At 42.6% G+C, this 14676-nt stretch carries 10 protein-coding genes, 1 other RNA gene and 1 pseudogene; 7 read left to right on the top strand and 5 right to left on the bottom strand.

Translation table 11 applies throughout. The features are described from left to right. Window position 1 precedes the first annotated feature (1 nt). Together G3R48_RS09160 and G3R48_RS09155 are read left to right on the top strand one after the other, a co-directional pair. Complete coding sequence (locus tag G3R48_RS09160) at window positions 2-2140, top strand: TonB-dependent siderophore receptor (protein ID WP_194823894.1); 2139 nt, start codon at window positions 2-4, stop codon at window positions 2138-2140. Between the two features lie 432 nt (window positions 2141-2572). Then, window positions 2573-3844, top strand: a complete 1272-nt coding sequence (locus tag G3R48_RS09155) for a carbohydrate porin (protein WP_153664599.1) — start codon at window positions 2573-2575, stop codon at window positions 3842-3844. A gap of 473 nt (window positions 3845-4317) precedes the next feature. Here the strand turns inward: G3R48_RS09155 and G3R48_RS09150 are convergent, their stop codons facing one another. After that, a complete protein-coding gene (locus tag G3R48_RS09150) occupies window positions 4318-5067 on the bottom strand; it encodes a cupin domain-containing protein (RefSeq protein WP_153664597.1) in 750 nt (249 codons plus the stop codon). A 939-nt stretch (window positions 5068-6006) separates the two neighbouring features. Beyond that, on the bottom strand, window positions 6007-6780 hold the full coding sequence (locus tag G3R48_RS09145) for a TetR/AcrR family transcriptional regulator (protein WP_153664595.1): 774 nt from the start codon (window positions 6778-6780) through the stop codon (window positions 6007-6009). Window positions 6781-7118: 338 nt separating this feature from the next. On the opposite strand from G3R48_RS09145, the gene G3R48_RS09140 reads away from it, so the two are divergent. The 4 genes and pseudogenes from G3R48_RS09140 to G3R48_RS09125 all read left to right on the top strand — a co-directional run. Further along, a complete protein-coding gene (locus G3R48_RS09140; protein ID WP_153664593.1) occupies window positions 7119-8642 on the top strand; it encodes a flavocytochrome c in 1524 nt (507 codons plus the stop codon). Beyond that, the gene (locus tag G3R48_RS09135) at window positions 8642-9010 is read left to right on the top strand and encodes a cytochrome c3 family protein (RefSeq protein WP_153664591.1); all 369 of its coding nucleotides are present in this window, start codon (window positions 8642-8644) and stop codon (window positions 9008-9010) included. The genes G3R48_RS09140 and G3R48_RS09135 overlap by 1 nt, the downstream gene beginning before the upstream one ends. A 58-nt stretch (window positions 9011-9068) precedes the next feature. Then, a complete protein-coding gene (locus G3R48_RS09130; RefSeq protein ID WP_153664589.1) occupies window positions 9069-10196 on the top strand; it encodes a porin family protein in 1128 nt (375 codons plus the stop codon). 186 nt (window positions 10197-10382) lie between these two features. Then, window positions 10383-10703 (top strand): annotated as a pseudogene (locus G3R48_RS09125) (transposase); the annotation flags it as partial. Here G3R48_RS09125 and G3R48_RS09120 read toward each other — a convergent pair. The 3 genes from G3R48_RS09120 to rsmI form a co-directional block, all read right to left on the bottom strand. Further along, window positions 10683-11360, bottom strand: a complete 678-nt coding sequence (locus G3R48_RS09120; RefSeq protein ID WP_153664587.1) for a DUF6538 domain-containing protein — start codon at window positions 11358-11360, stop codon at window positions 10683-10685. The pseudogene G3R48_RS09125 and the gene G3R48_RS09120 overlap by 21 nt on opposite strands. A gap of 67 nt (window positions 11361-11427) precedes the next feature. After that, window positions 11428-11771: RNase P RNA component class A (gene rnpB / locus G3R48_RS09115), an RNA gene on the bottom strand. Between the two features lie 47 nt (window positions 11772-11818). After that, window positions 11819-12661 (bottom strand): 16S rRNA (cytidine(1402)-2'-O)-methyltransferase, encoded by an 843-nt coding sequence (rsmI, locus tag G3R48_RS09110; protein ID WP_153664585.1) that lies wholly within the window; start codon window positions 12659-12661, stop codon window positions 11819-11821. 88 nt (window positions 12662-12749) lie between these two features. Between rsmI and G3R48_RS09105 the strand changes: the two genes are divergently transcribed. Further along, the gene (locus G3R48_RS09105; RefSeq protein ID WP_212593292.1) at window positions 12750-14573 is read left to right on the top strand and encodes a penicillin-binding protein activator; all 1824 of its coding nucleotides are present in this window, start codon (window positions 12750-12752) and stop codon (window positions 14571-14573) included. Window positions 14574-14676: the final 103 nt, after the last annotated feature.

Raw genomic sequence — 14676 nt, 5'->3', positions numbered from 1 at the left:
TATGAACCAAGGTCCTTTTTCTCAACAAATAACCCCATTAACTTTGGCTATTTTTGTTGCCTTATCGGTACCAACCGTCGCCACAGCGGCGCAGCAACCAAGCTCTGCCCAGCAAGATGTTGAAGTCATTCAAGTAAAAGGGTTGCGTAAGGCTTATAGAGGAAATACTCAAGAACAAGACTTGCCGCAATCTATCTCGTCATTGTCTTTTGATACCTTGCAAGCAACGGGGATTACCGGCCTGCAAGACTCGCTAGATCTCATCAGTGGCGTCACACGCCAAAATGACTTTGGTGGTTTGTGGGATATGTTTGCAATTCGTGGTTTTGCCGGCGATGAAAACTTACCTTCCGCTTACTTAATTAACGGCTTTAGTGCTGGACGTGGCTTTAGTGGTAACCGTGACATGTCTAATGTTGAAGTGATGGAAGTGATAAAAGGCCCAAGTTCTGCTTTATATGGCCGTGGCGAACCTGGCGGTACGGTGAATATCATCACCAAAAAGCCGCAATTTGATCAACATGGTTATATTAAATTTACAGCTGGCAGTTTTAATAGTTATCGCACCGAGGCTGACTTTACCACCGGCATCACTGACGATATCGCCTTTAGAATGAATGGCGCTTATGAAGATGCACAAAGTTACCGCGACACCATTACCAGCAAAAAAACCGTCCTCACGCCGTCATTTTTATATCAATTAAGTGACGATACCGTCATGAGTTATGAACTTGAATACCTCAATCAACAAACCCCAATGGATCGCGGTGTGGTGGTCGTTGAAGGTAAAGACTTTTCCAGTTCAAACTTTTATGGTGAAACTGCTGACGGCCCTGTAGAAATTGCTGCTATGGGGCATCAATTTGAGCTGCAGCACGACTTTGCCGGCGATTGGGCAATGAACGCAGGATTAAGCTACCGCACCTCTTCATTTGAAGGCAGTGTCACTGAACCCCGTTGGTATGACGCTGATACCGATAGCATTATTCGCCAACGCCGTTACCGCGACTTTGATGCAAAAGACTTATCTGGTCGGATTGAATTTAGTGGTTCAGCACAAGCTATGGGGCTGCAACATAACTTATTAGTTGGCGCTGATGCCTACGATTACCAGCTTGATCGGATTATTTTGCGTTATCGCCATAACACTGCAGCGGTTGGCAGTCCTGAAAGCGATCCAGATTATTACGCCATCGACTTTGACAACCCAGAATATCGCGATGTATTACCAGAGATGATTGATAACACATCGGATCTTGAAAAGCAGCGCGGACAAGGTGTTTACCTACAAGACCAAATAGACTTGGCGACGAACTGGAAGCTAATGCTTGGGGTGCGTTACGATAACTTTAGCCAAGATATTACTTATCGACTAGACGATGATCGCACCACCAGCATCACCAAATCATACGTTAATCCGCGTGCTGGTTTAGTGTATTCGCTGTCCGACTCAACCCGCCTTTACGCCAGCTATTCAGAAGGCGCGCGCCCAAACTCAGGCACTGACGCCAGTGGAAATGGCCATGATCCAGAAGAAAGCAAATCTTATGAAGTTGGCTTTAAGTGGGATTTGGCCGCCCAAGACTTTAGCGGCACCTTGGCATTATTTAGCACTGAAAAAGCAAATATTTTGGCAAGTAGCCCAAAAGGTGACGGCACCACTGAAGCCATTGGTAAAGCCAAAAGTAACGGCCTAGAGCTTGATATGTCTTATAAGCTAACCCCAGACACGGATGTGTCATTGGCATATGCGTATATTGATGCGCAAAATGCCAAAGAAATTACCCTTTGGGATTGGTACATCATTGAAGAAGGTGCGCGGTTAAATAATGTGCCTGAACACAGTGGTAGCTTAATGGTGCGCCAATATATGCAGTGGGGACAATATGAAGGCAGCGGTGGCTTTGTTGTGCAGTATGTTGGCACTCAGCTTGGCGACTTTTTAGAGCAAGACTATGAACTGCCTAACTACACACTAGTGAACTTATTTGCCAATGTTAAGTTGTCTCACAGCCTTGAGTTAAACCTTAATATTAATAATTTACTTGATGAAGAATACTACGCTAACTCGTATTCATCAGCATGGACGATGCCCGGCGAACCCCGTTCATTTAAAGCCAGTATTAAATATTTATTTTAAGTCTTTATGTTAAGCACTTTTGCTCTACATTTTGGCTACGCGCTTTTGATTAAGTGCTGTTAACTACATACTTAGTTGACTTAAATTAGCACTGACAAAATGAAAGGCCTCACATCACCGTGAGGCCTTTTCATATAAAGGCGTTACTCAACAAAGCAAACAATATAAACGCACTAATTTTTTTGATAAAAAATCAATTAGATCATAAATATCAACGAACAATTACGGTTAACAACAACTCAACAGCATGATTTTTTATGCGCTAAGCTGTCTCGGTTTGATGAGAAAAGACAATATGATTAAGTCTAAATAACAAAGCGGCGGCGCAAGAAGCAAGTGAATGGTGACACCTTGATTTAAACATTTCATTAGCAATTAATATAAAAATGCTAACATGACGCATATATTATTTACCCCCCTATAGGAAATATGATGACTCGTTATACACTTGCCGCGGCTTGTATTGCATTGGCATTAGCAGCTAATGCCAACGCCAGCGCTGTTGAAGAAGAACTCAAAACCCTCAAACAACGCATTGAACAATTAGAAGCACAACAAACGCAAGCAACCGAACAACAACGACAAGTTGAAGTTGATAACGACGTCCGCAAGGAAGTCGAGGTCGTTGAAACAACACAAGCTAAAGTAAACTTTGGTGGCGCGGTACGGGTTAACTATTCCTATGAAGACTTTAATGATGCCAATGCTAATCGCGGCGGCGACTTTGACTTTGACCTATTCCGTATTGATGTCTCTGGCAGCTACGGTGACTTAATATATTCAGCTCAATATCGTTGGTTTGAATACATGAACGTAGTTCAACACGCTTGGATGGGTTATAACTTTGATGACAATCAACAAGGTAAAATTGGTGTCACTCAAGTCCCCTTTGGCCTGTTGACTTACGCGTCAAACAACTACTTTTTTAGCTCTAACTTTTATCTCGGTCTTGAAGATGACCACGATATGGGCCTGCATTACACTTATAAAAGCGATGTCAATCAATTTGATTTTGCCTTTTACAAAAATGACGAACAAGGTGGTATCGATGGATATGTGTCAGATCGCACCGACCGCTACGCCTATGATGTTGTGGGCATTCGCTTAGACGGTGAAGGCGCTTTTGACGAACCAACAGAGGGTTATGAAGCTGGTGAAGTAAATACCTTTAATCTACGTTACGCCCACAAGTTTACCTTTGATAAGCTCGCTCTTGAACTCGGTGGCTCTGTGCAAGCTGGCCAGTTGGAAATAACAAACGGTACTGACGGTGATAACATTGCTGCTGCAGTCCACGGTATTGTTGATTTTGATCGCTGGAACGTAAAATTACAGGTAACAGATTACAGCTATGACGTTGACGGTATGGATGTTGACCGCATTGTGGTTGCCGCCTACCACTTCTATGACTCTATCCCAGCACAAGCGACCACTTACATCGCCAATGTTGCATACAGTTTACCTGTCAATTTAGGGCCGGTATCTAACTTAACTTTTTATAACGATTATTCCCTTGTAACAGGTAAGTCGGCATCACTTGAAGACACCTTTATGAATGTCACCGGTATGGCAGTTTCTGCCGGTGGTTTATACACCTATTTTGATTTTGTCGTGGCTAAAAACCAACCCTTTATTGGCGGCTCTATGGTTGGGGATGGTGATATAAATAAGCGCTTTAATATTAACTTTGGTTACTATTTTTAACCCTGTCTTTTACTAACAATCATCTCTTTTTACAGTGCATTCAATGTACATCAACCAGCCCGTTTACCTTCCGGTAAACGGGCTGGTTGATTTATTAAGTAAGCAGGCCAATAAGTCAACTTAGCCAACAAATAGTAAGCGCCTATTTTTACTAATTTTTTAAGGTTTATTTTTACAAAGCGTCTTAGAAAAGCTTGCGTTACGACTCGATATAAAACTCCGCCTCACTGGATGAGGGGCTTACCATGTGATTAATGTCATTTCAAAAGACAAATGGAATATGTCCCTAAATAAGGGAGGAAATATTGACCAGCAAAGCCATAACGCTTGGATGATATTCACGTTTGACACGTTGGTTTATTTCAGATTTTGTACTAAGTAGAGAAATGAGGTGTGAAGCAGCAATAACACTTAAAAGGGCCCTTGCGGGCCCTTTGGTATTAAGGTTTATATTTGATGAAGAGGTTTATCGTTTACTTTTTGAAGAAAGCTTCGTTTGTACCATATGGGCCTAAGTTTAGGTCGCGTTTACGGATTTTATTGAGTCGGTCGAATGCTTCTTCAGCGACACGTAGGTTTTTCACATCTTTGCGCCAGTAGTACTTAAAGCCGTCAAAGTGAGCATTGTGTGGATACCAGTAAAGTACACCGAAGCCTTTGTCACTTAAGATTGGCGTATTATGAAGTGTCGCACCTGGAATGTAGAAGTATTGACCTTTAGATATTGTTTGGAACTTGTTTTGTGCCAATGTTTTGGTTTCACCGTTTGTGACGAAATAACATTCTGGTTGGCCGTGGAAGTGTGGCTCATGATCTGACTTACCGCCATCGGTAATACCAATCACAATTGGGCTGTCAGATAATTCTTTCCAAATGTAACCAACTGGTGATTTAGACTTGTCACAGTCTGCAATTTCTGAAATGTTACCGTTGTCATCAAGTGATTTACAAAACTGTTGAGTAGCTGGAATACTGGTGTTTGACTTAATCGTTGTAAAGTCAATTTTACCTGCTTGCCAATCAGCAATATAAGCTTCAACTTCTGGGTTAGCACACGGTTCAGGCATCGTATCTTGTGGTGCATATGGTGAACTGTCCGCAGGGATAGGTGTCATTTGCTGATATGGAAGTTGTGCATGGTCGTACTGGTACTCTGGTTGTTGAGCAACAGCGGCGGTAGACGCTAATGCAGCAAGACCGACTATCGTTTTTAGTTTCATCATTCTTATCCTATTTTTAATTGGCGCAGCCTAACCTGCGATATTGTGCTCGTTTTAACGGGCTTGAAGTAACAATAAAGCGATAATGACGTTGTAAAGTTGAATTAGATCACGCAGCAGTTTTACCAGTAAAATTATTCGCGAGCTTAGTCGCGAATAATCTTTTTATAACAATGATATTTATCTTGCTTTACGCTTTTAAAAGAAAAAAACCACCTTATTGAGCGCGAAGCATAAATTCACCACCCAAAAATTAACCTGTCTGGTTGTGCGTAAAATACCGGTTCAAATACGCCATTTTTATCGTGTTTATCACCCCTTTCACTTTCATCTAAATGAGGGACTGTTTTTATTGCATCTATTGCATAGAAGTATTTTCAAAGACACGGGTTACAACGCAGGTGTCATACTTCGTTTTACGTCCTGCACCAGAGTAAGTTGGTTGGTGAGGCAACCAGCATAGTCCCTTTGACTCCCAACATAGTCACTTAGGCTCCCAATGCCAGTCATGCCCGCTTAAGGGTAAAAGAGATTGGTATCGTGCCAGCGATATAAGACAACATCAGCCTAATGAACCGGCGGATGTTTACACTGGTTATCGCTGTCCGCTTAAGGAGTCTCGTACGGTCGTCATTTCGCTGGCAAGCTAACCTGTGGCGCTAAAACCACAGAGAAAAGCCAACAACTCACGGTATTAAGTCATGTTGAACAACGCGCACTATGGCCGCCCTGATACCCAGGGGCACAGCGTTAAGATTTTTGGGTTGCGGATAAATCGGAGTGAGTGTGAGTCAACGGTCAAAAAAAGCCGCATGCGCAGCGTTGCTGCATTGTGCAGATGGCTTGTTTAACGCTAAACATATGTTTTTCATTTCAATTGGCATGGTGCCAGAACTACTGCAACTTTTGTTAACTAATATACATCTTAGATTAAAAGCGGTTTTAGCGTAAACAAGGGCTGTGGGTATCAACCGTGTCACATTTCATGGCACTACAAACGTCGCAGCTTATATGGTCACGATAGTGTTTATCAAAGAAATTCGAACTTCTTTGCTCAAGCAACTCAAACAGCTCAGGAGTAATAGGCTTAGCCCACTTATACTGACCCATTAATTTTGCCAAATGACGATAACAAGTCTCACGGCGATGAGATAAATATTCCGGCTCAATCAACTGACTTTCAAATTGCGTTAATGACCCCGTTAGATAAAAAATAATCCCCTGAACCAACTCTTTCACTTCTCGCGAAGTGGCGTCTAACTCCCCTTTTGCAACAGCCTCATTAAGTGATTGAGTAAACCAACCCCAAAATGCATTAATCCGTTTTTTAAAGCGTTCCACTTTTTCATCACTGGCTAATTGCCAAACCATGGTATTTACCGATACTGAACGCAGTGTAAAAAAGCTTTTACTGCGTTTAATTGTTTCAAATGTAAATAAAATGGGTAACAGAACTTTTTCTTGCGCAGTTAAATCTGGAAATTTATCAATAAATATTGGCAAGTGATTAAAAGTCGCACTGCGTAGAAACAAGCAAACAAGTATATCTTCTTTACGTTCGAAAAATTTGTATAACGTGCCAGTAGAACAGCCGACGTCTTTTGCTAATTGAGAAAATTTGAACGATACAATCCCCTGCGACTGAATAAGTTGCTCCGCCGCATCAAGTATTTGATTGCAACGAATCATAGGCAGGGTTTCTGTGGGACATTTCATTTATAACAGCCAACATTTTTAATAAGCGCAATTATGTACTTTTAACAATGATGAATTACAGATAGTGCTTTATTAATCGAGATTCAGTTCACGTTAATATCCCTTTGTTACCAAGGTTTGTGAGTTACGTCATACCAACATTACCAAAACAACTGAGATCGCCACTCTAAATTTGTTCACATTTTCACACCCCACTTAGTACATCATTAACAGAGAAAATTTATTCGAGATGTCACTCACGAATAAATTTGTCAGTGAAAAAAGGCCGTGACTTAGTTCACCTTTACCCACCCAACTTGCGTTTACATTTACCTCATGCCTATTTCGAGGACAATAAAATGCAAGATAGAAGAAATTTTTTAAAATTAACGGCTGGCGCTGCTGTGGGTAGCTTAGCAGCAACACTGCCTGGTACAGTGCAGGCAAAAACATGTGGAGAAATCCACTGGGATGAAAACGCTGACGTGATAATTGTAGGATCTGGCTTTGCTGGTCTTTCTGCAGCGCTAAATGCGAAGCGTCAAAATCTAGGTTCAGTACTTGTTTTAGAAAAAATGTTAGTCATTGGCGGTAACTCTGCCGTCAATGGGGGCTGGTTAGCTATCCCTAAAAATCCAATTCAGCTCGCACAAGGCATCAATGACGACTCTCCAGAAGAGTTAGTCAAAGACCAAATTAAATCTGGCCGTGGCATGCAAAATGATGCGGCATTGCGGGTTATCGCTAACCGCGCTTTAGATGCATACCATCTGTGTATTAATACTGGCGTTAAATTTCGTGAAGGCTTTAACATCCAAGTGGGTGGTCACAATAAAGCGCGTGCTATGCGAACTCAACATGGTACTGGTGGCGATATTACCACCAAGCTGTATGAAGCAGGCGTAAAAGAAGGTATTGATTACCGTCTACAGCACTATATCGAAGATTTCATTATGGACGGCCAAAAAATTATTGGAGTGAAAGTCCGTAAAAACTACCGTTTTCCAGATCTCACCACCGGTAGTACTATTTTTATTAAAGCGAACAAAGCCGTTGTACTTGCTAACGGTGGCTTTGCTCGCAACATGGCATTACGCGCAGCCGTTGACCCTTCTCTAGATCCAACACTCGATTGTACTAACGCACTCGGCGCAACAGGTGAAGTAACCCTAACCGCGATGGCTCACGGCGCATTGCCTGTTCACATGAACCTTATCCAAACAGGCCACTGGGGTTCTCCTGATGAAGGCGGTTTTGGTTGGTCAAACGCATTATTATCTATTGGCTGGCACCGAGGTGTCGCAATTAGTGTCCTCAACGGTAAACGTTTTATGGATGAGCGTGCCGATCGTAAGACTTGCTCTGAAGCCATTATGAAAAACCGTTATGCTGATAACAGTCCCGCTTACCCCGTGGTGTTCTTCAACCATGACAAATACGCCAAAGATGACCGTGTCGTCCGCGCTCTACGTGATAAAATGGCTTGGAAAGTTGATTCATTAGATGAACTTGCAGCTAAATTCAATATTCCTGCCGCTGAACTTAAACGCAGCGTGGCTGAATTCAACCAGCACGTTAAAAACCGCAAAGATCCGCTATTTAACCGCAAAATGGATACCGCAGAAGTACTAACAGGTCCGTTTGTTGTGTCGCGTATTTGGCCCAAAGTGCACTACTGCATGGGGGGACTAAAAACCGATTTAGATGCTCGCGCTATTGACGGTCGCTCAATGGCACCCATTCAAAACCTTTACGCTATCGGCGAAGCAACAGGCGGCATCCACGGTGAGGCTCGTTTGAGCTCAACCTCATGCCTAGAATGCCTAACTATGGGCATCGTCGTAGCAGAAACCATCAAAGCAGACATTCAAGGAGCCGTGTAATGAACAAGTTATTACTAAGCATACTACTTAGCATTTCAGTATCTGGCACCGTTATGGCTGGCGATTTAATCCATATAAAAGGCAACACTCAAGGGCGGTCAAACCACGAGTTTATCTACCAAGATGGTTGCCAAACATGTCACCAAGGTTCGGGGAAGAAAAATGCTACCGATAAAGCCTGTGTCGAATGCCATGGTGATATCAACAGTATTCCAGTCGATGAAAGCAAGCTGGCAATTCCAGCCGCTAATCCACATAAGTCGCTGCATTTCAATAAAGGTGCAAGTTGTTTAGCGTGTCACGCTGAGCATAAGAAGCAAGCTCCGGTTTGTGCAGAGTGTCACCGAACTTGGTTTAAAGAGATGTGATTTTGACGAAAGAATGTATAAAACCTAAAAACTAAAAACTAAAAACTAATAGGGAATAATGATGAAAAAAAATACAAAATTTATGTTGTCACTTGTGACTACAGCAATCTTACTTTCAGGTACAACACATGCAGCGGAACAAACTGAAGATGGTATTAAGCTAGGCGGCGCAGTGCGTGTTAACTACGCTTATCGTGACTATGATCAAGTTAACAAAGATAAGATGGGTGACTTATACTTTGACATGGCAGCAATCAAGTTCGACGGTAAACGCGGCAACTGGGGCTTATCATCTGAATACCGTTTCACATCTGGCACTAATTACATCAAATACGGTTATGCCTACTATGATTTAAATCCTGATTGGCAATTACAGTTTGGTATCAACAAAGTGCCTTTTGGTAATCGCGACTTCATATCAAACAGCTACTGGTTTGGTATTCCTTATTACCTTGGTTTTGAAGATGATCATGACACCGGTATTAAAGCGGTTTATAACAATAACGGCTGGCACACCGACCTCGCATTTTATAAGGGTGCTGAGTACGGACCTAAAGAAAACAAACGTTATTCAACTGACATCTACACAGGCACCATTAACGGTAATGACTATGCCAACGAAGAAACAAATCAGTTTAACGCGCGCCAAACCTACACTTTTGAACATGAAGGCGGCGAAACCACAATTGGGGCGTCATTACAATACGGACAAATTTATAACAGCAACCTAGAACAAAATGGCGACCGTTATGCAGTAGCGTTACATTTAGACAGCAGCTATCAAGGTTGGAATTTACAACTACAAGCAATGCAATATGAATACGACGACAATGAGCACGAAAACACAATCGGTGTTTCAGTCGTTAGCTGGCAGTACGAAATTGCTTCAAAAGGTCAAGCATATAACCTAAACATTGCCAAAACCATTCCAACAAAATGGGGTAGCCTTAAGTTCTACAACGACTTTGGTATTATGACGCCAGATGTCAGCGATGATAGTTTCGATAATAGCTTGCAAAACGTTACTGGTTGTGCGATTTCAGCAGGCCCAACTTACACTATGGTTGACTTTGTTATGGGTAAAAATATGACCTTCTCTACGGCTAACAACGACCATGTTGGCCTACCAGAAGTAGGCGACGACTGGGATAAACGCATAAACATTAACTTTGGATACTACTTCTAATAACTGAACGTTCCGTTCAATGATTAGGTTACGGCTAAGCAAATGTTTTGCACCAGAAACACGTAACAAACATTTGCTGACGTAACAAGGTTAATCCGCGTTATCAACAAAAGCGAAGTGGATATCACTTCGCTTTTGTTATTTCTACACAAAGGGATGGTTGCAGTTACACCTGAACTTGGATAAATTAATAATAAAGAAGCGAGTTCATTAGTTGGTGTTGCACCAATGAATAAAGAAAGTGGTCACTTCAAAGGCCAAAGAAAGATACAAGGTGGACGGCATCAGGTCAGGACTGTTTTGTATATGGCAATGATGTCAGCCATACAGTCAAATCCTGTTTTCAAGGCAACTTACCAACGTTTAGTCACAGCCGGAAAACCAAATAAAGTGGCCATTATTGCCTGTATTAGAAAGAGGGTTGTAACGCTGAATTCGGTGCAAAGAGATGGTGTAATGTGGCTAGTGCCAAAAGTTCAAAGTAAGCTATTGACCCCATCTAGCTAACATCAACTGGTAGGTAGCTTTATTACTCCTCAGAATCTCCTTAGACCATGGGCTTTTTGACTTCGTTTTCCATTCTACGAAGTCCTCCCAAGCTACACTTAATAAATACAGCTTATCTTCCTTAGTGTTTGTATTTAAAAGCTCCCTAGCTCGACAGAGTAATGTGTCATGCTCAACACATCGACCATTTCGCAACCTCGACTCCATGGCTTGAATCAAGCGTAAGGCTAGGTTTTCATAATCAAGAAGTTCAGTGCTGTCTGAAGGAGGTAGAGTTTTGATGTTGTAATCAGAAGGAGTAAACCTTCCCCCACCATTTTTTAAACTATCCCTTAACTCACTATCCATCACATCAAAAACTGGAGCCCAACGACCTTCAGGTAGTCTTTCATGCGCTTCAAGTCCATCTATTGCTGTGTAATCAGTTAATTCGGCAAACAATTGTGATAAAGCTGGAGAGGGATGTTTCATTGCGTTAATTCTCTTAATAAGCAATTTTTTGTTAGCGACTTTTGACAGAGCCTCGAAATAAGAATTTGTAGCAAGTGACTTCTTTGTCTCTTGCTGACCAAGATACTGCTGAAATCTATAGGGGATTCTGTAGCGGAAATGAAAGATGTTATTTCGTAATTGAAGATAGTCATTGTTCCAACTCATGTACCAACCTGTGTTCCAAAAATGGATAACAAGCTAAAACACAAGTTAGAACAACCACATACTTAATAGGTTGAGTTGGCCGATAAGCCGGGTCCTGTCGTGGACAGTTATTCATCTAGGCCTGCAATCGCTCACAGGCTCAAGCGACCTACCCGGTCCCAACGCGAGCAGCGCCATACGGGACCCTATTTGGTCTTGCTTCGGGTAGAGTTTACCTTGCAACCAACTGTTACCAGTGGTCCGGTGCGCTCTTACCGCACCCTTTCACCCTTACCAACCGAAGTTGGCGGTCTTCTCTCTGCTGCACTTGTCGTCGGTTTACACCGCCCAGGCGTTACCTGGTACCCTGCTCTTTGAAGCCCGGACTTTCCTCCCCGTTCTTGCGAACGCAGCAACTGTCTGGCCAACTCGGCGCGGATTATAACGGTAAGCACCAACAAACACCAATAAAAGATCGATTACAGACCGATTTCTAAACCGTACTTATAAAGCGTGTTCTTTTTAATATCGTAAATTTGCCCAGTTAATGCGGCCGCTTTTTTCAGTGGTAGCTCTTGGCATAAAATCGTTAAGGTATTAATCACCACGGTTGAAAGCTCTAATGTGGCTTCAGTTCTAAAGCCATGACACATAATGACAATTTCACCGCGCTGTTGATTAGGGTCAGCTTCCACCTTTTGTAGCACTTGCTCTGCCGTGCCAGACAAAAAGGTTTCAAAGGTTTTCGTTAGCTCACGCGCCATTACAATTTCACGGTCTCCACCAAGGGTCGCCACAATAGAAGTTAAACTGTGAATAATGCGGTGTGGCGACTCATAAAATATCAGTGTTCTTGGATCTTCTTTTAATGCCGTTAATTTATCAACGCGGCCTTTTTCTTTAGCCGGTAGGAAACCTTCAAATGAAAAACGATCAGAGGGTAAGCCTGAACCACTTAACGCGGTGATAGCAGCACACGCTCCGGGCAATGGAATAACACGGTGGCCAGCCGCGCGGACATGGTTCACTAAATGGTAACCGGGGTCTGAAATCAATGGCGTACCGGCATCTGAAATTAGCGCCACCGATTGCCCTTCATTAAGCTGAGACACAATCCAATTGGCTCGGTCACGCTCATTATGATCGTGCAATGCCGTTTTACGGGTTTCGATACCAAAGTGACTCAATAATTTGCCACTGTGACGGGTATCTTCACAAGCTATCAAATTAACTTGGTTTAATACCTCAATGGCTCTGGTACTGATATCATCTAAATTACCGATCGGCGTCGGAACAATGTAAAGAGCGGTGGTGTGCTCCATAACTACCTCATAATGAATTGACCTGAGACTTTCGCCAATCGAAAGAGCAGGTTAAACTATTGCCAGCATATTAACAGAGTAAAGCCTTGTGTTGAAAAGACTGACAGCAACTAAAATCGTTTGTGCGCTACTATTATCGGCGTTTTTGGCTGGCTGTGCTAGCAAAACGCCGCTTCCAACCATCAAGATTGACAGTTCTTTGGTGTCAGTTGAGTACGCGGCAACCAAATATCTCACCGCAGCGAAAAATAGCGCCATGCCAGAGCTGCGCGATCGCTATTTATTATTAGCCGCTCATGCATATATCAATGACGGTAATACCGAGGCAGCGAAGTCAATTTTAACCTCTATGCTGCCCAATATGGTGACAGCTGACACCATAAAAGCGGAACATTTATATTTAACCACCCGCATTATTGATAAAACGCAGTCAGCAGATGTGGCTTTAGCTCAGTTTAATTACCCTCAGCAGTGGCGTTTACCTTTGTGGCAAATGGCTACGTATCACCAATATAAAGCGCAATTGTATAAGCGTAATAACCAACCCATTGATCAAGTACGCCAACTGAGTTTACTGAGTCAGTATTTACCTAAAGATGAAGCGGTGCTGGTTAATGATGATATTTGGCAGCGCTTACAACCGCTGCATGAAGCAACTTTGCACGCCTTTATGAACGACACCAGCAACCCTATTTTTTCTGGTTGGTTGCAATTAGCTTATATTGCTAAACATTATGCGGTGTCACCAAGCCAATTAGTGAAGTATTTAGGCCAATGGCAGCAGCAAAACCCTAATCATCCAGGCGCGGTAAAACTGCCCTCAGACTTAGAGAAAGCCTTAAGCGCCAAGCCATATAACCCACAAAAAATAGCCGTATTATTGCCGTTATCGGGTTCACGTGCCTCTGTTGCCGCACCGATTAAACAAGGTATTGTGGCCAGTTATATTACTAGGCACAACCAAGGGGTAAAAATTCAATTTTACGATACTGAAAAAGGCATTGAGCAAGTTTACCAGCAAGCGCTTGGCGATAACGTCGACTTTATTATTGGCCCTTTATTTAGCAATGATGTTGAGAAAGCCTTGGCGATAAATGAACAAGCACAATCAACAATACCGCAGTTATTTTTAAACCAAGTTGAAGATATCCACAGTCAACCCAATCAGTTCTACTTTTCACTGTCACCAACGCAAGAAGCGAGTGATGCCGCCGTAAAAATGTTTAATGACGGCATTAAAAACCCGCTTATTTTTGCTAGCAATAACAGCATAGGTAAACGCATGGCAACCAGCTTTGCACAAGCTTGGCAGCAAAAAGCGGACACTGAAGTTGAAATACATTATTACGATGCGGGCGATAAAATGAAGCTCACGGTAAAAGATGCCTTAGGCGTAAAAGACAGTGAAGCCCGCATTAAGCGCATGAAAGAAATACTCGGTAGCACCCTAAAAGCCGATTTTCGTTCTCGCCAAGACATCGACGCCATTTACATGGCTTCTAGTGCCAAGGATTTAATCTTACTAAAACCATTTTTAGACGTGAACTTTAGTATTTCGTCACGCCCAATTGCCTTATACACCAGCAGCCGAGCACGCATAAACACCGACGTGAGACAAAACATGCGTGAACTCAACGGCACAATGCTCAGTGATATTCCGTGGTTAATGCAAAGCAGTGATGAAACGCGGATGGTGGCAGAATTATGGAGCCGTTGGAGTAACAGTAAAAAACGCTTATTTGTGATGGGCTTTGACGCTTATGAGTTAATTAACCGCTTAGCCCAAATGCGCGCATTTCCAGGGTATCAACATCCTGGGCGCAGCGGCATGTTAACCGTCACACCTGAGGGGGTTATCAACAGACAGTTATCGTGGGGTAAATACATTAACGGCCAACTAAAGCCATTATAATCGGTATGTTAAGCATCAAATAACGACGATTTTACAGCTCAATGTTGATTAATTCATCTATGGTTAACCAGTGAATTAGTCAACATGGATGTAAACATAAACT

This window comes from Shewanella intestini (assembly GCF_018221465.1).
Taxonomy (GTDB): Bacteria; Pseudomonadota; Gammaproteobacteria; order Enterobacterales; family Shewanellaceae; genus Shewanella; species Shewanella intestini.
The sequence above is the reverse complement of the archived record's forward strand: the minus strand, read 5'-3'. Positions and strand labels throughout refer to the sequence as shown.